The sequence below is a fragment of the Serratia entomophila genome, from assembly GCF_021462285.1.
GTDB lineage: Bacteria > Pseudomonadota > Gammaproteobacteria > Enterobacterales > Enterobacteriaceae > Serratia > Serratia entomophila.
In genome coordinates this window covers 901,668-921,579 of sequence record NZ_CP082787.1, presented here as the reverse complement: position 1 = coordinate 921,579, position 19,912 = coordinate 901,668, and the positions used below count along the sequence as shown (strand labels likewise).

At 62.5% G+C, this 19,912-nt stretch carries 20 protein-coding genes; 5 read left to right on the top strand and 15 right to left on the bottom strand.

What is annotated here, in order from left to right; all coding sequences use genetic code 11:
• Positions 1 to 2: 2 nt before the first annotated feature.
• Genes nqrE through KHA73_RS04250 form a run of 5 tightly spaced genes read right to left on the bottom strand, consistent with a single transcriptional unit; the run spans position 3 to position 4,606 of the window.
• Positions 3 to 599 carry an NADH:ubiquinone reductase (Na(+)-transporting) subunit E gene (gene nqrE, locus KHA73_RS04270; RefSeq protein ID WP_061796119.1) on the bottom strand — a complete coding sequence of 199 codons (597 nt, stop codon included), beginning with the start codon at positions 597 to 599 and terminating at the stop codon, positions 3 to 5.
• 6 nt (positions 600 to 605) lie between these two features.
• Entirely contained in the window at positions 606 to 1,235 is a 630-nt protein-coding gene (locus KHA73_RS04265; RefSeq protein WP_234589262.1) for an NADH:ubiquinone reductase (Na(+)-transporting) subunit D, read from the bottom strand.
• Positions 1,228 to 2,022: a Na(+)-translocating NADH-quinone reductase subunit C gene (locus tag KHA73_RS04260; protein WP_234589261.1), complete on the bottom strand. Its 795-nt coding sequence runs from the start codon at positions 2,020 to 2,022 to the stop codon at positions 1,228 to 1,230. Before KHA73_RS04260 ends, KHA73_RS04265 begins: the two co-directional genes overlap by 8 nt.
• The gene (locus KHA73_RS04255; RefSeq protein ID WP_234589260.1) at positions 2,012 to 3,253 is read right to left on the bottom strand and encodes an NADH:ubiquinone reductase (Na(+)-transporting) subunit B; all 1,242 of its coding nucleotides are present in this window, start codon (positions 3,251 to 3,253) and stop codon (positions 2,012 to 2,014) included. Before KHA73_RS04255 ends, KHA73_RS04260 begins: the two co-directional genes overlap by 11 nt.
• A gap of 3 nt (positions 3,254 to 3,256) precedes the next feature.
• Positions 3,257 to 4,606, bottom strand: a complete 1,350-nt coding sequence (locus tag KHA73_RS04250; RefSeq protein ID WP_234589258.1) for a Na(+)-translocating NADH-quinone reductase subunit A — start codon at positions 4,604 to 4,606, stop codon at positions 3,257 to 3,259.
• 584 nt (positions 4,607 to 5,190) lie between these two features.
• Here KHA73_RS04250 and dpaA point away from each other — a divergent pair.
• Positions 5,191 to 5,958: a peptidoglycan meso-diaminopimelic acid protein amidase gene (dpaA, locus tag KHA73_RS04245; protein ID WP_234589257.1), complete on the top strand. Its 768-nt coding sequence runs from the start codon at positions 5,191 to 5,193 to the stop codon at positions 5,956 to 5,958.
• On the opposite strand, the gene KHA73_RS04240 is transcribed toward dpaA, so the two are convergent.
• Together KHA73_RS04240 and lpcA are read right to left on the bottom strand one after the other, a co-directional pair.
• Positions 5,893 to 6,696 carry a class II glutamine amidotransferase gene (locus KHA73_RS04240; protein WP_234589252.1) on the bottom strand — a complete coding sequence of 268 codons (804 nt, stop codon included), beginning with the start codon at positions 6,694 to 6,696 and terminating at the stop codon, positions 5,893 to 5,895. The two genes, dpaA and KHA73_RS04240, sit on opposite strands and share 66 nt — an antisense overlap.
• Positions 6,697 to 6,791: 95 nt before the next feature.
• Positions 6,792 to 7,373: a D-sedoheptulose 7-phosphate isomerase gene (gene lpcA, locus KHA73_RS04235; protein WP_234589250.1), complete on the bottom strand. Its 582-nt coding sequence runs from the start codon at positions 7,371 to 7,373 to the stop codon at positions 6,792 to 6,794.
• 245 nt (positions 7,374 to 7,618) lie between these two features.
• Here lpcA and fadE point away from each other — a divergent pair, with 245 nt between their 5' ends.
• Positions 7,619 to 10,075, top strand: coding sequence for an acyl-CoA dehydrogenase FadE (gene fadE / locus KHA73_RS04230; protein WP_234589249.1), 2,457 nt, complete (start codon positions 7,619 to 7,621; stop codon positions 10,073 to 10,075).
• Between the two features lie 143 nt (positions 10,076 to 10,218).
• Here the strand turns inward: fadE and mtnK are convergent, their stop codons facing one another.
• Positions 10,219 to 11,418: an S-methyl-5-thioribose kinase gene (gene mtnK / locus KHA73_RS04225; protein ID WP_234589247.1), complete on the bottom strand. Its 1,200-nt coding sequence runs from the start codon at positions 11,416 to 11,418 to the stop codon at positions 10,219 to 10,221.
• A gap of 144 nt (positions 11,419 to 11,562) precedes the next feature.
• Between mtnK and mtnA the strand changes: the two genes are divergently transcribed.
• Positions 11,563 to 12,591: an S-methyl-5-thioribose-1-phosphate isomerase gene (gene mtnA, locus KHA73_RS04220; protein WP_234589246.1), complete on the top strand. Its 1,029-nt coding sequence runs from the start codon at positions 11,563 to 11,565 to the stop codon at positions 12,589 to 12,591.
• Between the two features lie 17 nt (positions 12,592 to 12,608).
• Here the strand turns inward: mtnA and KHA73_RS04215 are convergent, their stop codons facing one another.
• From KHA73_RS04215 to KHA73_RS04205, 3 genes are read right to left on the bottom strand one after another with little or no spacing between them, the layout of a single operon-like run.
• Positions 12,609 to 13,151 carry a 1,2-dihydroxy-3-keto-5-methylthiopentene dioxygenase gene (locus KHA73_RS04215; RefSeq protein WP_234589240.1) on the bottom strand — a complete coding sequence of 181 codons (543 nt, stop codon included), beginning with the start codon at positions 13,149 to 13,151 and terminating at the stop codon, positions 12,609 to 12,611.
• Positions 13,148 to 13,837 (bottom strand): acireductone synthase, encoded by a 690-nt coding sequence (gene mtnC, locus KHA73_RS04210; RefSeq protein ID WP_234589238.1) that lies wholly within the window; start codon positions 13,835 to 13,837, stop codon positions 13,148 to 13,150. Before mtnC ends, KHA73_RS04215 begins: the two co-directional genes overlap by 4 nt.
• Positions 13,834 to 14,448, bottom strand: coding sequence for a methylthioribulose 1-phosphate dehydratase (locus tag KHA73_RS04205; protein WP_234589236.1), 615 nt, complete (start codon positions 14,446 to 14,448; stop codon positions 13,834 to 13,836). The genes mtnC and KHA73_RS04205 overlap by 4 nt, the downstream gene beginning before the upstream one ends.
• Before the next feature lie 161 nt (positions 14,449 to 14,609).
• On the opposite strand from KHA73_RS04205, the gene KHA73_RS04200 reads away from it, so the two are divergent.
• Both KHA73_RS04200 and KHA73_RS04195 read left to right on the top strand, forming a co-directional pair.
• Positions 14,610 to 15,770, top strand: coding sequence for a pyridoxal phosphate-dependent aminotransferase (locus KHA73_RS04200; RefSeq protein WP_234589234.1), 1,161 nt, complete (start codon positions 14,610 to 14,612; stop codon positions 15,768 to 15,770).
• Positions 15,758 to 16,531: an amidohydrolase gene (locus KHA73_RS04195; RefSeq protein ID WP_234589232.1), complete on the top strand. Its 774-nt coding sequence runs from the start codon at positions 15,758 to 15,760 to the stop codon at positions 16,529 to 16,531. Before KHA73_RS04200 ends, KHA73_RS04195 begins: the two co-directional genes overlap by 13 nt.
• Before the next feature lie 21 nt (positions 16,532 to 16,552).
• On the opposite strand, the gene uraH is transcribed toward KHA73_RS04195, so the two are convergent.
• From uraH to KHA73_RS04175, 4 genes are read right to left on the bottom strand one after another with little or no spacing between them, the layout of a single operon-like run.
• Positions 16,553 to 16,888, bottom strand: coding sequence for a hydroxyisourate hydrolase (uraH, locus tag KHA73_RS04190; RefSeq protein WP_234589231.1), 336 nt, complete (start codon positions 16,886 to 16,888; stop codon positions 16,553 to 16,555).
• The gene (gene uraD, locus KHA73_RS04185; protein ID WP_234589219.1) at positions 16,881 to 17,381 is read right to left on the bottom strand and encodes a 2-oxo-4-hydroxy-4-carboxy-5-ureidoimidazoline decarboxylase; all 501 of its coding nucleotides are present in this window, start codon (positions 17,379 to 17,381) and stop codon (positions 16,881 to 16,883) included. The genes uraH and uraD overlap by 8 nt, the downstream gene beginning before the upstream one ends.
• A complete protein-coding gene (hpxK, locus tag KHA73_RS04180; protein WP_234589210.1) occupies positions 17,381 to 18,634 on the bottom strand; it encodes an allantoate amidohydrolase in 1,254 nt (417 codons plus the stop codon). Before hpxK ends, uraD begins: the two co-directional genes overlap by 1 nt.
• 2 nt (positions 18,635 to 18,636) lie before the next feature.
• On the bottom strand, positions 18,637 to 19,878 hold the full coding sequence (locus KHA73_RS04175; RefSeq protein WP_234589207.1) for a pyridoxal-phosphate-dependent aminotransferase family protein: 1,242 nt from the start codon (positions 19,876 to 19,878) through the stop codon (positions 18,637 to 18,639).
• Positions 19,879 to 19,912: the final 34 nt, after the last annotated feature.

The following is a 19,912-nucleotide window of genomic DNA, read 5'->3' as shown; positions in this document are numbered from 1 at the left end:
CTTTACAACTGAACACCGGAGAAGGACATAAAGCCCAGCGCCATCAGCCCGGTGGTGATAAAGGTAATGCCCAGGCCGCGCAACCCTGCGGGGACATTGGCATACTTGAGTTTTTCGCGGATCCCCGCCATGGCGACAATCGCCAGCATCCAGCCGGTGCCGGAACCGAAGCCGTACACCACCGATTCGGCGAAGTTGTAGTCGCGCTGCACCATAAAGGACACGCCGCCGAAGATGGCGCAGTTCACGGTGATCAGCGGCAGGAAGATGCCGAGCGCGTTGTACAGCGAAGGGAAGAAGCGATCGAGGATCATCTCCAGGATCTGCACCAGCGCCGCAATCACGCCGATGAAGGTGATGAAGTTGAGGAAGCTCAGATCGACGCCTTCCACCAGCGCGCCGTCGCGCAGCACCAGGTTGTAGACCAGGTTGTTCACCGGCACCGAAATGCCGAGCACCAGGGTGACCGCCACGCCCAGACCGAAGGCGGTAGACACCTTCTTCGACACCGCCAGGAAGGTGCACATGCCGAGGAAGAACGCCAGCGCCATGTTCTCAACGAACACCGCGCGCACAAACAGGCTGATATAGTGTTCCATCCGCCATTACTCCTTTTCGATCTGGGCGGGCTTCAGGGTGCGCAGCACCCAGATCAGCAGGCCGATGATAAAGAACGCGCTCGGCGCCAGCAGGAACAGACCGTTCGGCTGATACCAGCCGCCGTTCTGCACCGTCTCCAGCACCGGAATGCCGAACAGCTTGCCGGAGCCGATCAGCTCGCGCAGGAAGCCCACCAGCACCAGGATCACGCCATAGCCCAACCCGTTGCCGATGCCGTCCATAAAGCTTTCGATCGGCGGCGACTTCATGGCGTAAGCCTCGGCGCGCCCCATCACGATGCAGTTGGTGATGATCAGGCCGACGAACACCGACAGCTGCTTGGAGATCTCGAATGCGTAGGCGCGCAGCAGCTGGTCCACCACGATCACCAGCGAGGCGATGATCGCCATCTGCACGATGATGCGCACGCTGTTCGGAATATGGTGGCGAATCAATGAAATGAAGAAGCTGGAGAACGCCGTCACCAGCGTTACCGCGATGGTCATCACCACCGCCGTTTCCAGCTTGGTGGTCACCGCCAGCGCCGAACAGACGCCCAGCACCTGCAGGGCGATCGGGTTGTTGTCGAACAGCGGCCCCAGCAGGACCCGCTTAATCTCTTTGGAATCAGCCATTTTTCAGCGCTCCTTCACGAACTTTTTTCAGGAACGGGCCGAAGCCGTGCTCGCCCAACCAGAAATCAAACGTATGCTGCACGCCGTTGGAGGTCAGCGTGGCGCCGGACAGGCCGTCCACCCCATGCTCATCCCCCGGGCGCGCCCCGCCTTTCACCACGCGGATCGCCGGTTGGCCGTTGGCGTCAAACAGCTTTTTGCCGACCCACTGCCGGCGCCAGCCGGCGTTCTCTACCTCTCCGCCCAGCCCTGGGGTCTCCCCCTGGTCGTAGTAGGTGATGCCTTTTACCGTATTGCCGTCGCTGTCCAGCGCGACAAAGGCGTACATCATCGACCACAGGCCGGTACCGTAAACCGGCAGCACAATCTTGCTCACCGCACCGCCTTCGTCGCGCACCAGGTAGATTTCCGCCTGGTTGCTGCGGCGCTTGATGCCGGCCGGATCGTCGCTCGCCGCCAGCGCCGCGCTCTTGTCGTCGTCGCGCAGCGCGGCCGCCAGATCGAACGCCGCCGCCTTGCCTGCCGCAAACTCGCCGCTGTTCAAATCCAACAGGCGCGGTTCGATGCGCTGGCTGAACAGGCTCTTCACCTGCTCGCCTTCCATTTTCGGCTGCAGCAGGCCGGCCACGTCGAGGATATTGCGCTGCTTGTCGAGCAGCTTCTGCTCCTGCTGTTTGGGCTTCAGGCCGACGGCGGAACCCGCCACCACCACCGAACACACCAGACACAGCAGCAGCACCACCAGCAATGTTTTGCCGATGCCGTCGTTTTTAGATTCATTCGCCACGGGCTTTTCTCCGCTTGATGTTGGCCTGCACCACCAGGTAATCGAACAGCGGCGCGAACAGGTTGGCGAACAGGATCGCCAGCATCATGCCCTCCGGGTAGGCCGGGTTGACCACTCGGATCAGCACGCACATCACGCCGATCAGAATGCCGTACCACCACTTCCCCTTGTTGGTGAACGAGGCGGAAACCGGGTCGGTAGCCATAAAGATCATGCCGAAGGCGAAGCCGCCCAACACCAGGTGCCAGTACCAGGGCATGGCGAACATCGGGTTGGTGGCGGAGCCGATGGCGTTGAACAACATCGCCGAGGCCACCATGCCGAGCATCACGCCGGCGACGATGCGCCAGGAGGCCACGCGGCCGAACAGGATAATCGCCCCGCCGATCAGGATCATCAGCGTGGAGACCTCCCCCACCGAGCCGGGAATGTTGCCGAGGAAGGCGTCCATCCAGCCGATCGACTGGCCGGTGGCCACGTTGCTCAGGCTGTGCGCCCCGCCCGCGCTCCACTGCGCCAGCGGCGTCGCGCCGGAGAAGCCGTCGGCGGCGGTCCACACCAGGTCGCCGGAGATCTGCGCCGGGTAAGCGAAGAACAGGAAGGCGCGGCCGGCCAGCGCCGGGTTGAGGAAGTTGCGCCCGGTGCCGCCGAAGATCTCTTTGGCCACCACCACGCCGAAGGTGATGCCCAACGCGGCCTGCCACAGCGGCAGGGTCGGCGGCACGATCAGCGCGAACAGGATTGAGGTGACGAAGAAGCCTTCGTTGATCTCATGCTTGCGGATAACCGCGAACAGCACTTCCCAGAAGCCGCCGACGATAAACACCACCGCGTAGATCGGCAGGAAGTAGCAGGCGCCCAGCACCATTTTGCTGATCCAGCCGGCGTCCGCCGCCAGCGAGGCGCCCAGCCACTGCGCCAGGCGATAATGCCAGTCGCCCGCCAACGCCTGCTGCAGCTGATCGCCGCTGTACAGGTGATGCAGCGCCGGGATCGCCTGCTGGCCGACGTTGTACATGCCCCAGAACATCGCCGGGAATACCGCCAGCCACACCAGGATCATCATGCGTTTCAGATCGATGGCGTCGCGCACGTGCGAAGCGCCGCGCGTTACCGTGCCGGGGGTGTAGAACACCGTGGTGGTCGCTTCATACAGCGGGTACCACTTTTCCAGCTTGCCGCCCGGCGTGAAGTGATGCTCAATCTTCTCAAAAAAATTCTTCAGGCCCATCGGTTATCCTTCCTGCTCAATCTTGGTCAGCACGTCGCGCAGCACCGGCGCATATTCATACTTGCCGGGGCAAACGAAGGTGCACAGCGCCAGATCTTCTTCGTCCAGCTCCAGGCAGCCCAGCGCCTGGGCGCTGTCGCTGTCTCCCGCCAGCAGATCGCGCAGCAGCAGGGTCGGCAGGATATCCAGCGGCATCACCCGCTCGTAGTTGCCGATCGGCACCATCGCGCGTTCACCGCCGTGGGTGGTGGTCGAAAAGGCGAACAGTTTGTTCTTCAGGAAGTGGCCCAGCGTGGTGCGGGTAATGGAGAATTTGTTCGGCGAAGGCGCGATCCAGCCGAACAGCTCCTTCTCGCGCCCCTCTTCCAGCACCGAAACCTGTGAATGGAAGCGCCCGAGCCAGGCGTTGGGCCCGGTGGCCTGCACGCCGTTCAGCACCGAACCGGAGATCACCCGGTTTTCACCGGCCTTCAGGCGACCGGCGGTCAGCTCATCGAGGCTGGCGCCCAAACGGCTGCGCAGCAACGCCGGCTGCGCCACCTGCGGCCCGGCCAACGCCACCACCCGGCGGGTATCGAGCCGGCCGGTGGTGAACAAGGTGCCGATGGCGATAACGTCCTGATAGCCGATATGCCAGACGGTTTTCTTCAGGCTGACCGGCTCGAGGAAGTGAATGTGCGTGCCCACCAACCCGGCGGGATGCGGGCCGGCGAATTCGTTGTAGGTTACCTGGGCGCCGGCCTGTTGGCCCAGCTTGGCGCCGGCGGCGTGGCAGACGTGCACCTTGCCTTCGGTCAGGCGCGTCAGCAGCGTCAGCCCGGCGTTAAACGCCGCTTGCTGCTCGGCGATAATCACCTGCGGATCGGCGGCCAGCGGCTGGGTGTCCATGGCGGTGACGAAAATGGCGCGCGGCGTGCTGCCGGGGCGCGGCGTTTTGCTGAATGGGCGGGTGCGCAGCGCGGTCCACAGGCCGCTGGCGATCAGTTCGCTCTCCACCTGTTCACGCGGCAACACCGCCAATTCGCCAACCGGATAATGCGCGAACGCCACTTGCTCATCGCCGCCGTTTTCCAGCGCAATCACTACCGACTGCAGCACCCGGCGTTCACCGCGGTTAATGGCGACGATGCGGCCGCTGGCGGGAGCCGTGAAGAAAACCCCGGGGTTCTTTTTATCTTCGAACAACGCCTGGCCTTTCTTCACGGTATCGCCCTCCTGCACCAGCATGGAGGGACGCATTCCGACATACTCTGCCCCAAGCAGGGCGACATGCTGAATGTTTGGGCCGTCGTGGATTGTCTGAACCGGTGCTCCGGCTATAGGCAGATCCAACCCTTTTCTGATTTTAATCATAGGATTATACGATTTTTAATGGTTTACACGTCTTACCGGCCCCAGAGGCAGGTGCGGACGATGCCAGGATGATGAGGCTGCCGAACGGGAGCGGCCTCAGGGTCAGGCGCGCTGACCGGGCGCCCAACGTGAAATCTATCGCACTGCAAAATGGAGTTACGCGCATCCCTTGATCCACTCCCTCCGTCCCTTGTTTGCGCGATAGAAAACGCTGTTAACAATCTGCGGCAAATAGCCCATGAAACACTTGGGGTTAATGGCATAATCCCTTTCGCTTCAATCATCACAGCGCATTAAATTGAAGACGGAATATTAACATTTTTCGCAACATTGTTCTGCATTGCGCAGTGACCTGAGTCAAGCAAACGCAATTAAATTTTGGCTGTTTTACTCTACCTATCGTTAAAATCTGCCCGTCGATTCACTTTTATCGAGCTTTGTCGTTTTTTTATACATATGGCATATTGCTAAAAATAAACACACTGGTAATCTGACGGTGTTTTGCAGCAGTAAAACAATAATCAGTGGCATGTTGGCGGTGGTCATTAAGCCAACAGATAAGACAAATATAAGCAGGAATAATAATGAGCAAAATCGCGCTGTTGTTTGCGATGCTTTTTTCTATGCCGATGATCACGGCCTGCAGCGCCAGCGAGCAGGTAGCCGAGGTGCCGGTAGTTAAACAGCAATTGGTCGGTTCACCGGTCTATATTCAGATCTTCAAAGAGGAACGCACGCTGGAATTGTATGCCAAAATGGGCAACGAATTCCGCCTGGTGAATAGCTTCCGCATCTGTAATTTCTCCGGCGGCCTCGGACCGAAACGTCGGGAAGGCGACTTTAAAAGCCCCGAAGGTTTTTATAGCGTCGACGCGCGCCATCTGAAACCCGACAGCAAGTATTACCGGGCGATTAATATCGGTTTCCCAAATGATTACGACAAGTCGCAGGGTTATTCCGGCGCCTATCTGATGATCCACGGGGAATGTAAATCGATTGGTTGCTACGCGATGACCAACACCTATATGGATGAGATTTACCGCTACGTCGAAGCCGCTTTCGCCTATGGCCAGAGCCGTATAGATATCAGCATCTATCCGTTCCGCATGACCGAACAGAACCTGAAGCGCCACGGTTCATCGAGCTATATCGCCTTCTGGCGCCAGCTGAAGCCGGGTTACGACTACTTCGTCAAAAACCATCAGCCGCCGATGATGGGCGTGGCCAACGGCCAGTACGTGCTCGGCCAGCCGCTGATGAGCAGCAGCCAGATGACGCAGTACGCGTCAGCCAGCCCGACGCCCAACACCAATCCCTTCGCCCAGAACAAGCCGCTCACCGAAGTGAAATAACGCGAACTCGCCTGGCGCAATCTTGTGCCAGGTTTCGTTGGCGGTCAGCGGCTGGGTGGCGATCACCGTGACCACATCGTTAGGTGTGGTCTGCTGCTGAAAATCAATCTCAACGTCCTGATCGAGCAGCGTGGCCTTGCCGAACGGCGCGCGGCGGGTGATCCAATACAGATTGGTGGAGCAGTAGGCCATCACGAAGCGCCCGTCCGACAACAGCATATTGAATACCCCCTTCTGCCGCATCTGATCCGCCAACAGCGCGATATAGCGGAATACCGAGGGCCAATGGCTCGGGGTGCGCGGATATTTCAGCGACAGCTGGTGCAGCAGCCAGCAGAAGGCGTACTCGCTGTCGGTCTGGCCGACCGGGCGGAAGGTGCCGGTTTCCAGGCGCCGGTAGCCCTTGAGCTGGCCGTTGTGCGCGTAGGTCCAGTTGCGGCCCCACAGTTCGCGGGTAAAGGGATGGGTGTTTTCCAGCGCCACTTCGCCGCGGTTGGCCTGGCGAATATGCGACACCACCGCGCAGGACTTGATCGGGTAATCCTGCACCAGGCGGGCGATCGGCGAGTTGAAGCTCGGCTGAGGATCCTTGAACGTGCGGCAGCCGTTCCCTTCATAGAAGGTAATGCCCCAGCCATCCTTATGTGGCCCGGTGCGGCCACCGCGCTGTACCAGCCCGGTAAAGCTGAAGCAAATATCGGTCGGTACGTTTGCGCTCATCCCGAGCAGTTCACACATCGCCAGCACTCCTTAACCACACTGACACTGCCTAACGGACGCGGCATGCGGCGCCCGTACTATAATTAATGGGGAACCGCAGCCCCCCGAGGCCATCAAGCCTTAACCATCTCTTTTTCGATCAGCTGAATCAAGATGTGAATCGCTTTGATATGGATTTCCTGAATGCGGTCGGCGTAGCCGAAGTGCGGCACACGGATTTCCACGTCGGCGGAACCCGCCATTTTACCGCCGTCCTTGCCGGTCAGGGTGATCACTTTCATCCCTTTCGCGCGCGCCGCTTCGACGGCCTTGATGATGTTGCCGGAGTTGCCGGAGGTAGAGATGCCCAGCAGCACGTCGCCTTCACGGCCAACCGCTTCCACATAGCGCGAGAACACGTAGTCGTAGCCGAAGTCGTTGCTGACGCAGGACAGATGGCTGACGTCGGAGATGGCAATCGCCGGGTAGCCCGGGCGGTTTTCGCGGTAGCGGCCGGTCAGCTCTTCGGCGAAGTGCATCGCGTCGCAATGGGAGCCGCCGTTGCCGCAGGAGATCACCTTCCCGCCGGCTTTAAAAGAGTCCGCCAGCAGGACGGCGGCGCGTTGAATGGCATCGATATTGGCATCGTCGCTGATAAATTTCGCCAGGGTATCAGCCGCTTCGTTCAGTTCACTGCGAATAAGGTCGTGGTACATGAGGAACCTCTTGTTATCGTCAATCTTCCGCCCCGCAGTGTACCGGATCGCGGAAAAACCGAGAAGCACTGTCGGTCAAACGGCGCGGCGGTTGAGGTTCCGGTGAGATTTTTGATGTTTGGTGCTGTCGGTTTGTGACCTGAGTTGTAATTAAACTGTAAATGCATTGATAAAAATCTGGCCTTGTACTAAAACCTATTACATATACACAACAGGTCAGACCTCTTACTACTTCGGAGCTTCTTATGATGGTTCTTAGTATTGTTGTTTTACTGGCACTCATTGGCGTGGTGTTTTACCACCGAGTGAACCTTACCCTCAGCAGCCTGATCCTGGTGGCCTACACCGCCGCCATGGGCGCAATTGGCCTGTGGAGCTTCTGGATGTTGCTGCCGCTGGCGATCGTTCTGCTGCCGCTTAATCTCACCTCGCTGCGCCGTTCTCTGCTGTCTGCACCGGCATTGCGCGCCTTCCGCAAGGTGATGCCGCCGATGTCCACCACCGAGAAAGAGGCCATCGACGCCGGCACCACCTGGTGGGAAGGCGATCTGTTCCGCGGCGCGCCGGACTGGAACAAGCTGCATAACTACCAGAAACCGCAGCTGACGGAAGAAGAACAGGCGTTTATCGACGGCCCGGTGGAAGAAGCCTGCCGCATGGCCAACGACTTCCAGATCACCCACGAACTGGCCGATCTGCCGCCGGAACTGTGGGCGTACCTGAAAGAGCACCGCTTCTTCGCCATGATCATCAAGAAAGAGTACGGCGGCCTGGAGTTCTCTCCTTATGCTCAGGCGCGCGTGCTGCAAAAACTGGCCGGCGTTTCCGGCATCCTGGCGATCACCGTCGGCGTGCCTAACTCCCTCGGCCCGGGCGAACTGCTGCAACACTACGGCACCGATGAACAGAAAGATCACTACCTGCCGGGCCTGGCGCGCGGCGACGAAATCCCTTGTTTCGCCCTGACCAGCCCGGAAGCGGGTTCAGACGCCGGCGCCATTCCGGACGTCGGCACCGTGTGCATGGGCGAATGGCAAGGCCAGCAGGTGCTGGGCATGCGCCTGACCTGGAACAAACGCTACATCACGCTGGCGCCGGTCGCCACCGTACTGGGCCTGGCCTTCAAGCTGTATGACCCGAACCACCTGCTGAGCGACAACGCTTCGCCAGGCATCACCTGTGCGCTGATCCCGACCAGCACGCCGGGCGTGGAAATCGGCAACCGTCACTTCCCGCTGAACGTGCCGTTCCAGAACGGCCCAACCCGCGGCACCGACGTGTTCGTGCCGATCGACTACATCATCGGCGGCCCGAAAATGGCCGGCCAGGGCTGGCGCATGCTGGTTGAATGTCTGTCGGTAGGCCGCGGCATCACCCTGCCGTCCAACTCCACCGGCAGCCTGAAGTCTATCGCACTGGCGACCGGCGCTTACGCGCACATTCGCCGTCAGTTCAAGATTTCCATCGGCAAGATGGAAGGTATCGAAGAGCCGTTGGCGCGCATCGCCGGCAACACCTATGTGATGGACGCCGCCGCTTCACTGATCACCTATGCGTTGGTGCAGGGCGAAAAACCGGCGGTACTGTCGGCCATCGTTAAATACCACTGTACCCACAGAGGCCAGCAGTCGATTATCGACGCGATGGACATCGCCGGCGGTAAAGGCATCATGCTGGGCGAGTCCAATTTCCTGGCCCGCGCCTATCAGGGTGCGCCAATCGCCATCACGGTGGAAGGCGCCAACATCCTGACCCGCACCATGATGATCTTCGGCCAGGGCGCCATTCGCTGCCATCCTTACGTGCTGGATGAAATGGCGGCGGCGCAGAGCAACGATCTGAACGCCTTCGACAAGCTGCTGTTCGGCCATCTGGGCCACGTCGGCAGCAACAAGGTGCGCAGCTTCTGGCTGGGCCTGACCAACGGCCGCACCAGCGCCGCGCCGACCAAGGACGCGACCCGTCGCTATTATCAGCAGTTGAACCGCCTGAGCGCCAACCTGGCATTGCTGTCGGACGTTTCCATGGGCGTGCTGGGCGGTAGCCTGAAACGCCGCGAGCGCATCTCCGCCCGCCTGGGGGATATCCTCAGCCAGATGTACCTGGCGTCTGCGGCGCTGAAACGCTTTGACGACGAAGGCCGCCAGAAAGAAGACCTGCCGCTGGTGCACTGGAGCGTGCAGGACAGCCTGCACAAGGCCGAGCAGGCGCTGGATGACCTGCTGCGCAACTTCCCGAACCGCTTTATCGCCGGGGCGATGCGTCTGGTGGTATTCCCGTTCGGCCGCGTGCACACCGCGCCGTCCGACCGTCTGGATCACCAGCTGGCGAAAATCCTGCAGGTGCCTTCCGCCACCCGCAGCCGCCTGGGCCGCGGCCAGTACCTGACGCCGAGCGAGCATAACCCGGTCGGCCTGCTGGAAGCCGCGCTGGCGGACGTGATCGCCGCCGAGCCTATCCACGAACGCCTGTGCAAGGCGGCCGGCAAAAACCTGCCGTTCACCCGCCTGGATCGCCTGGCCGAACGCGCGCTGGAAGAAGGCAAGATCAGCGCAGACGAAGCGCAGATCCTGGTGAAAGCCGAGGAAAGCCGCCTGCGTTCCATTAACGTCGATGACTTCGCGCCGGATGCGCTGGCGGCCAGCAAGCCGGCAAAGCCGGCGGCGCCGTCTAAGCGCCAGCAGCACACCGAAGCGGCATAACGCGGGCGCAGGCCAAATCAGCAAAGGGGCGATGAATATCGCCCCTTTTTCTTTTGCGGCGCCACAAAATGCGCAGCGGGCCGCAACCTTGGCGGAACGGCTAATTTAACGGCAGGGATAATCGGATTAGAGCACCCGCCTTTTCACCCCTGCTGCCGGATACGCGCCAGCAAGGCATCGATATGCTCAATCTGCGGCGCATTGACGATCAGCGCGCGGCCCAGTCCCAGCGCGTTGCGCTGGCATGCGAGGCGCATTTCGGCGTCGTCGATGCTGTCCAGATCGGCGACGTGCGCCAAACCTATGGTGCGGCGGATCAGCTCGCTGCCGCAATAGCCCAGCGCATCCGCCCACACCTGCTGCAGAAACTGTTCGGCGTAACCCGGCGCCGCCAGCGCCGGATCGCGGCTCTGCTGATGGCACAGCGACAGGAAGCGATCGGCGAAAATCAGCCACAGCTCGCGCACGTCCTGCAGGCGCTGTTCGCGCCCGGCGTCGGCGTCGCGCGGCCCGAACAGGCCCGGCAGCCCGCAATAGTTCAACAGCAAGTTGCCCAATGCGGTGCCGACGTCAAAACCTATCGGGCCATAGAAGCCAAATTCGGCGTCTATCGCTTTCAGCCGGCCTTCGCCGACAAAGATCGAACCGCTGTGAATATCCCCGTGCAGCAGGGCTTCCGCCTTGCTCAGGAAACGATGCTTAAGCCCGGCGATCGCCAACCTCAGCGCCGCATCGTCACGCAGCGCCTGCACCTGCGGCAGCAGCGCCGGATCAAACTGATTGCGCTCATGGTCGACATAAGGATCGGTAAAAAACAGATCTTCCGTTATCTGGCACAGCTCAGGGTTGGTAAAACGGCTGACCTCGGCCTTTTTCTGCTGGGCCGGCTGATAAAAATCGGAGGTATGGAACAGGGTTTGCGCCAGATATTCCGCCAGCTGCCCCGCCGCCAGCGGATGGTAGTTGCCCTGCACCAGCTCGCTGCGCCAGATGCGATGGTCGGAAAGATCTTCCTGCACCATCACCGCCAGATCGGGATCGTGATGCAGCACCTTCACCGTGTGCCGCGGGCAAAAACCGCCGTGGATCAGCAAGGTTTCCGCCTCGATGCGCGCCCGGTCCAGGGTCAGCGGCCAGGATTCGCCCACGCAGCGGACGTACGGCAACGCCTGTTTGACGATCACCCGGCTTACGCCATCGCGATCGCGGATCTTGAACACCAGATTCAGATTGCCGTCGCCAATTTCGTCGGCGCTCACCAGCGCCTGCGGATCGGCCAGCTGCCCATATTGGCGAGCATATTCAACGGCATCGGCAGCCGTAAACGTACGATAAAGCGACATTCCCCAACCCCTCTGTTCTTGCTCACTGATGCGGCAGTTTTATTTTTTAGACGTAAAAGCATTTGGACGTCTATACATCTGGAAGTCATGTTGGCAGAATAGCTTTCCAGATGCAATAACTACGCAACGAGGAATTAACCGCCGATGCAAGCGCTTAACACCACCAGTTTGACCCTGCGTGACAACCGACTTTGGATCCTCGATCAGCAGGCCCTGCCGCAGGAAACGCAGTGGCGCACCTGCGACAGCGTGGAAGAATTAGTGGGGCATATCCACAGCCTGCGGGTACGCGGCGCGCCGTTGATTGGCCTGTCCGCCAGCCTGTTGCTGGCGCTGCTGGCGGAGCGCGGCCTGCCGCGCGCCGAGTTGGAACAGGCGTTGCAAACGCTGCGCGCCGCCCGGCCGACGGCGGTGAACCTGATGAACAACCTGGATCGAATGAAGCTGGCGCTGGCTCAGCCTGACTGGGCGCCGGCGATGGCGGCGGAGGCGCTGCGCCTGGTGGAAGAAGACCGGCAGTTGTGCGACCGCATCGCCGATCGCGGCGCGGCGCTGGTGCAACCCGGCAGTCGCCTGCTGACCCATTGCAACACCGGCGGTTTAGCCACTGCCGGCATCGGCACCGCCATCGGCGTGCTGCTGCGCGCCCATCAGCAGGGCAAAGTGCAGCAGGTGTGGGTCGATGAAACCCGGCCATTGCTGCAGGGCGGCCGCCTGACCGCCTGGGAGCTGGGCGAGCTGGGCATTCCCTATCGGCTGATTTGCGATTCGATGGCCGCCAGCCTGATGGCCCAGGGGCAGGTCGACGCCGTGTGGGTCGGCGCGGACCGCATCGCCGCCAACGGCGACGTGGCCAATAAAATCGGCACCTACAGCCTGGCGGTGCTGGCGCACTATCACCGCATTCCGTTCTACGTCGCCGCCCCGCACACCACGCACGATCCGCACTGCCCGAACGGCGCGGCCATCCCGATCGAGCAACGCGCGGCAGCCGAGGTCACCGGCGCAGCCGGCAGTTTTGGCGCATGCCAATGGGCGCCGCCCGATGCGCCGGTGCATAACCCGGCGTTCGACGTGACGCCTGCGGCGCTGATCGATGCCTGGGTGTTCGACAGCGGCGTGATTACGCCACGGCAGGTTAAAGACGGGATTTTTCAGCGGGCGCTAGGGTAACGCCCGCACAGGAGTAATCAGTCGAGTCGTGGGTAGGCGTCGGCAATCTTGTCGCCGGTGAAATGCGCCACCCAGCCTTCCGGATTGTCGAATACGCGGATCGCCGTGAAGTTGGGCGCCGATCCCATATCGAACCAGTGACGGGTGTTGGCCGGCACCGAGATCAGATCGTTCTTCTCGCACAGGATCTGGAAGATCTTGCCATCCAGATGCAAACAAAACAGCCCCGCGCCTTCGACGAAGAAGCGCACTTCGTCTTCACCGTGGGTATGTTCCGATAAAAACTTGTCGCGCAGCGCCTGGCGCTGCTCGTTGTCCGGGCGCATGCTGATCACATCCCAGCTCTGATAGCCCTTCTCCGCCACCAGCCGGTCGATCTCGTGTTGATAAGCCGCGATCACCGCCTGCGGCTGCGGGTTCTCGCCCAGTTCCCGATCCGCCCGCCAGCGCTCGAAACGCACCCCGATCTGCGCCAGCCGTTGCTGGATCGCCTCGGCATCATGGCTTTGCCACAGCGGCTGCTGCGGCTCCTGGTCGCTGAAAATGGTCAATCCACTCATGAGGCGAACTCCCTTAAATCGATCTGATCAAAACGGTTAACCTGCGGGTGCCGGCTGTGCGCATCCGCCTGGTCGCGGATCAGCTGGCAGGTATGCCAGCCGGCGGCCAGGGCGGCGTCCAGCTCCTGATGAATGTCGGACAGGAACAGCAGTTCATCGGGCGCGAGGCCGATGGCCTGGGCGATATTGCGGTACGATGCGGTTTCGCGCTTCGCGCCGACGTGGGTGTCGAAATAGCCGCTGAACAGCGGCTGCAAATCGCCGGCGTCGCTGTAGCCGAACAGCAGCTTCTGCGCCTCTACCGAGCCGGAGGAGTAAACGTACAGCCGCAGCCCCTGCCGCTGCCAGGCCGCCAGCTGCGCGGCCACCTCCGGGTACAGATGGCCGCGGAAATCACCGTTGAGGTAGCCGCTGCGCCAAATGATGCCCTGCAGCGCCTTCAGCGCGGTGGACTTGCGATCTTCATCCATAAAACGGTACAGCGCGGCTGTCAGCTGTTCGATGTCCGCTTCCGGCCGTTCAATTTCCTGACGCAGGGCAACCAGCGGTGCGGCCACCTCGGCGTCTTCGGCGTGGCTGCGCAGAAAATCCGCCAGCCGCGCGCGCGCGTAGGGGAACAGCACCTGATGCACAAAGCGGATATCGCTGGTGGTGCCTTCAATATCGGTAACGATGGCGCGGATCATTTCGCCTCCAGTAAGCGGCGTTGCAGTTCGCACTGGAACAGGAATTCCAGCCCTTCAAGATGGCGGCGGGCCTCCGCCACCTGGCGGCCCCAGCAGTACAGACCGTGGCCGCGCACCAGAAAACCGTACCGCAGCGGCGTGGTTTCGGCATAGGCCGCCACGCGCGCCGCCAGCCGCGGAATATCCTGATCGTTGTCGAAGATCGGGATCGTCACGCTGTCCAGATGGCTGCTCTGGCCGCCGAGCGATTTTTGCATTTCATAGCCCTGCAGCACCAGCGCTTCGCTGCGTTCGACGCGTGACAGCACGGTGGCGTTGACCGAATGGGTGTGCAGCACCGCGCCAATCTGCGGATAGAGGCGGTAAATCAGGGTGTGCAGCCCGGTTTCCGCCGACGGCGTGCGGCCGCTCGGCACGTGGTTGTTGGCGGTTTCCACCCGCAGGAAGTCCGCCTCGGTCAGGCTGCCCTTGTCTTTGCCGGACTCGGTAACCAGGCACTGGCTATCGTCGAGGCGTAGCGACATGTTGCCGCCGGTCGCCGGGCACCAGCCCTTCTCGCCGATCCAGTGGCAGGCCGCCAATAACGCTGCAAGTTGCGGATTATCCGTCATTATCGTTTCCCGATCTGTAAGGTCGCCAGCCGATGCGGCTTAGAATGGCCGGCGTCGCGGTAAGAACTTTTTCGCATTTAGCCATCTAAGCGTCTTGATTGCCAAATACTAACATCGTGTTATATTGACGGCAACATAAGCGCCAGGAGTTTGAGCCGACCATGAGCACTTCCGCATTGATTCCCGAAAGCAAACTGCCTGCACTGGGCACCACCATCTTTACCCAGATGAGCGCGCTGGCGCAGCAGCATCAGGCGATCAACCTGTCGCAGGGCTTCCCCGATTTCGATGGCCCGGCCTACCTGAAAGAGCGTCTCGCCTGGCACGTCGCCCAGGGCGCCAATCAATATGCGCCGATGACCGGCGTCGCGCCGCTGCGCGAGGCCATCGCCGAGAAAACCGCTCAGCTGTATGGCTGGCAACCGGACGCCGCCGCGGAAGTGACGGTGACCGCCGGCGCCACCGAGGCGCTGTTCGCCGCCATCAGCGCGCTGGTGCGCCCCGGCGACGAAGTGATTTGTTTCGATCCCAGCTACGACAGCTATGCGCCCGCGGTGACGCTGTCCGGCGGCACGCTGAAGCGCATCGCCCTGCAGCCGCCAGGCTTCAGCGTCGACTGGCGGCAGTTCGCCGCGTTGTTGTCGCCGCGCACCCGGTTGGTGATCGTCAATACCCCGCACAACCCGTCCGCCACCGCCTGGCGGGCGGAGGACATGCAGCAGCTGTGGCATGCCATCGCCGAACGCGAAATTTACGTGCTCAGCGATGAAGTCTACGAGCATATCTGCTTCGCCGGGGGCGGCCATGCCAGCGTCTTGGCTCACCCGCAGCTGCGCCAGCGGGCAATCGCCGTCTCTTCCTTTGGCAAAACCTTCCACATGACCGGCTGGAAAGTGGGCTACTGCGTGGCGCCCGCCGCCTTGAGCGCCGAAGTGCGCAAGGTGCACCAATACCTGACCTTTGCGGTCAATACGCCGGCGCAGCTGGCGCTGGCGGACATGCTGCGCGCCGCGCCGGAACACTGGCAGCAGCTGCCGGCGTTCTACCGCGCCAAGCGCGATCGCTTCATCCAGGCGCTGGCGAACAGCCGACTGGAAATTTTGCCCTGCGAAGGTACATACTTTCTGCTGGCGGACTACAGCGCCATCTCCGATCTGGACGATGTGGCGTTCTGCCGTTGGTTAACCGAGCACGCAGGCGTGGCGGCCATTCCGCTGTCGGTCTTCTGTGCCGATCCTTTCCCCCATAAATTGATTCGGCTGTGCTTCGCCAAACAGGACGACACGCTGGATGCAGCTGCGGAGCGGTTATGTCGACTTTAAAAATTACCCTGTTGCAGCAACCGCTGGTCTGGCGTGACGGCGCCGCCAACCTGCGCCATTTCGATGCGCTGCTGGCCCCGATAGCCGGCCGCGATCTGATCGTGCTGCCGGAGATGTTCACCACCGGTTTCGCCATGGATGCCGGCGAAAGCGCGTTGCCCGAACAGCAGGTGATCGACTGGCTGCATGGCTGGGCGGTGAAAACCCACGCGCTGGTGGGCGGCAGCGTGGCGCTGAAAACCGCCGAGGGCGCGGTCAACCGTTTCCTGCTGGTGGAGCCGGGCGGCCGGGTGCACGCTTACGATAAGCGCCACCTGTTCCGCATGGCCGGCGAACACCTGCATTACCGCGCCGGCAAGCGGCGCGAGATTTTCGAATGGCGCGGCTGGCGCATCCTGCCGCAGATTTGCTACGACCTGCGCTTCCCGGTGTGGTCGCGCTATCAGCAGGATTACGATCTGGCGCTGTATGTCGCCAACTGGCCGGCGCCGCGCAACAAACACTGGCAAACGCTGCTGGCGGCGCGGGCGATTGAGAATCAGGCGTACGTGGCCGGCTGCAACCGCGTCGGCGAAGACGGCAACGGCCTGAACTACAGCGGCGACAGCCTGATCCTCAGCCCGCAGGGTGAGATCCTGGCCGAGGCCGAGGCCGGTGCGACCGCGCGGCTGGACGCCGAGCTGTCGCTGGAAAACCTGCAAAATTATCGCAGCGCCTTCCCCGCCTGGCGCGACGCCGACAGCTTCCTGCGCCACGACTGAAGCTGGCGCGCAGCACGGCAGTCAACTGCCGCGGTAGGTTGAGTAGGCGTACGGAGCGATCAGCAGCGGCAGGTGGTAATGCTGCGCCGGGTCGCCGATGACGAAATCGATAATCGCCGTGGCATACAAAGTGTCACGCCCGTCGGCGGCAAAATAAGCGCCGAGATCGGCATGCAGCCGGTAATGGCCGGCGGCTAACCCCGCCGGCGTCAGCTCGCGGGCGCGGCCGTCGGCGTCGGTGCGGCTTGCCGCCAGCGCCAGCCACTGGCCGCCGTGCTCCCGTTCCAACCACACCCGCACGCCCGCTGCGGGCTTGCCGACCGAGGTATCCAGAATATGGGTGCTGATGTTACTCATCGCTCAATAACTCCTTCAAACGCAGCAGGGTGATTTCACGCAGCTGTTCGGCGGTTTCACGCTGTTCCTGCGGCGCATCGTTGTGCAACCGGCGCTCCAGTTCGCGCAGGATGGCCTGCCCGTCGCGCCCGGCGGCGCGGATTAAAAACACCCGTTCAAACTTCTCTTCATAACGCCGGTTGCCCGCCAGCAGCGCCTGTTGCAGCGCCGCATCCTTCCCGTCGACCGCCGACTGCTCACGCCGGGAGAACTGCGCTTCAGCCCCCTGGCCCTGCGCCCGTTCACCGATGCGCGGATGCGCGGCAAGCGCCCGGGCGACGTCGTCCGGCCGCCAGCGTAACGCGGCCTGCCGCGCCGCCGCCAACGCGGCGTCTACGCCGCTGAACGGCCGTGCGGCAATCAGCGCCGCGATCCAGCTGTCGATATCCACGCAGGGGCGCAGCAGCCGCTCCGCCTCCGCCGCCGACAGCCGGTTAAAACGTTGCAGTTCCATCAGGCGTTCCCCCAGCTTGCCACCGTTTGGCAGTAGGCGCGGATCGCCAACGCCACGTCGGATGCGGTTACCGCCTCCGCCGGGTGATGGCTGATGCCCCGGTCACAGCGCACAAACAGCATGCCCACCGGCCACTCTGCCGCCACGGCGATGGCGTCGTGCCCGGCGCCGCTCGGCAGCGCCATGCTGCTCCCCTGCACCTGCCGCACGCCGTCATGCCAGCGCCGCTGCAATCCGGCGTCGCACGCCGTCGCGTCGATGCGGTAAAACTCCTCGCTGGCGAACTGCAGCCCGCGCCGTTCGCAGATCGCCTGCGCCTGCTGCAACAGCTGCGCCAGCAGCCTCGCCAGCGGGCCATCTTCCGGGCCGCGCACGTCCAGCGTCAGCTTCACCTCGCCAGGGATAACGTTAACCGCACCCGGCAGGCTTTCAATGCATCCCACCGTCGCCACCAGATGCGGATCGGCGGCGGCGGTGACGGCTTCTACCGCTACCATCCATTCCGCCGCCGCCGCCAACGCGTCTTTGCGCTGCCCCATAGGTACGGTGCCCGCATGGCCGGCCAGGCCGGTAAAGGTGCAGTTGAGGCGGCGCGCGCCGTTGATCGCCGTCACCACCCCCAGCGCCAGCCCGGCGGCCTCCAGGCAGGGGCCCTGTTCGATATGCAGCTCCAGATAGGCGCAGATATCGCCTGGCGCGCGGCGCGTCTGGCCGATTTCGGCCGGATCCAGGCCGAAATCGCGCAGCGCCTGCGCCACGCTGACGCCGTCGGCATCGGTGCGCGCCAGCCATTCCTCCGGCCACCGGCCGGTGATGCCGCGGCTGCCCAGCAGGGCGACGCTAAAGCGCGTGCCCTCTTCATCGGCAAAGCCGATCACCTCAACCGCCACCGGCAGACGGCGCTGCCGGCGGTGCAGGTGCGCCACCACTTCCAGCGCGGCCAATACGCCGAGCATGCCGTCGTAACGCCCGGCATTACGCACCGTATCCAGGTGCGAACCGAGCAGCAGCGCCGGTGCGCCAGGCGTCTGCCCTTCATAGCGGCCGCAGATGTTGCCGACGCTGTCCTGCCACACCGCCATGCCGATGCTGCGCATCCAGTCGCCCACCAGCAGGTTGGCGCGCTGATGCTCCGGGGAAAGATAGGTACGCGTCAACTGGCCCGGCACGGCGGTGATCGCCGCCAGCGCATCGCACCGCGCCATCACCTGCGCCGCAGCCTGTTCCGCCTCCTGGGCGGTCAACGGCGCCATGCTCAGCGGCTCCCGGCGTCGTAGGCATTCCAGGCCGCCTGCAGCGCCTCGCCCTGCTTGCTGGAGAAGCCCAGGCGGTTCAGCACCGCCTCCAGCGCGGTCAGGGTCTGCAGCACGCAGTCTTTACGCGCGTTGTAGCCCATGGTGCCGATGCGCCAGATCTTACCCTGCAGCGGCCCGAACGAGGTGCCGATTTCGATGGCGAAGTCGTTCAGCAGCATCTGCCGCACCTGCTCGCCGTGCACCTGCGGCGGGATCACCACCCCCAGCACGTTGTTCATGCGGTGGTCGAGATCGCCGAACACCTCCAGCCCCATGCCCTGAATGCCGGCCAGCATCGCTGCGCCGTGCAGCTGATGGCGGGCGATAGCGTTATCCAGCCCCTCTTCCAGAATCACCCGGGCGCATTCGCGGGCAGCGAACAGCATGCTGGTGGCTTCGGTGTGGTGATTAAGCCGCTCGGGGCCCCAGTAATCCATGATCATGCCGAGATCGAAATAGTTGGAGTAGATCATCTCGTCATCGCCGTCGGCGTGATCGGCGGTGCGAATGCCCTGTTCCACGCATTTGCGACGGCGGATTGCCTCTTCAAACTGCGGGCTGAGGGTGACGGGCGAACTGCCGGACGGGCCGCCCAGGCATTTTTGCAGGCCGGCGGACACCGCATCCAGCCCCCAGGCGTCAGTTTCCAGCGGGTTGCCGCCAAAGGAGGCGGTGGCGTCGGTGTAGAACAGCACGCCGTGGCGGCGGCAGATATCGCCCAACTGCTCCAGCGGCTGCAGCATGGTGGTGGAGGTGTCGCCCTGCACCGTCAGCAGCAGGCGTGGACGCACCTTTTTGATGGCGTCCTCGATACGATCGGCGCTGAACACTTCCCCCCACGGCGCCTCGATGGCGTGCACTTCGGCGCGGCAGCGGCGGGCGATTTCGCACAGCAGGTGGCCGAAGCGGCCGAACACCGGCACCAGCACCTTGTCGCCGGGGCGAATGGAGGAGACCAGCATCGCCTCGATGCCGGAACGCGAGGTGCCGTCCACCAGCATCGTCCAGCGGTTCTCGGTGCGGAACAGCGCGCGGTACAGCTCCATCACCTGGTTCATGTAGCCGGTCATCGCCGGATCGTACTGGCCGATCAGCTGGCTCGACATGGCGCGCAACACGCGCGGATCGGCGTTGATCGGCCCTGGCCCCATCAGCAAACGGGCGGGGGGATTAATCTGATCGTATTTTGCGATATCCAACATGTTATTTCCTTACCAGCTTAATAACTTAATATTC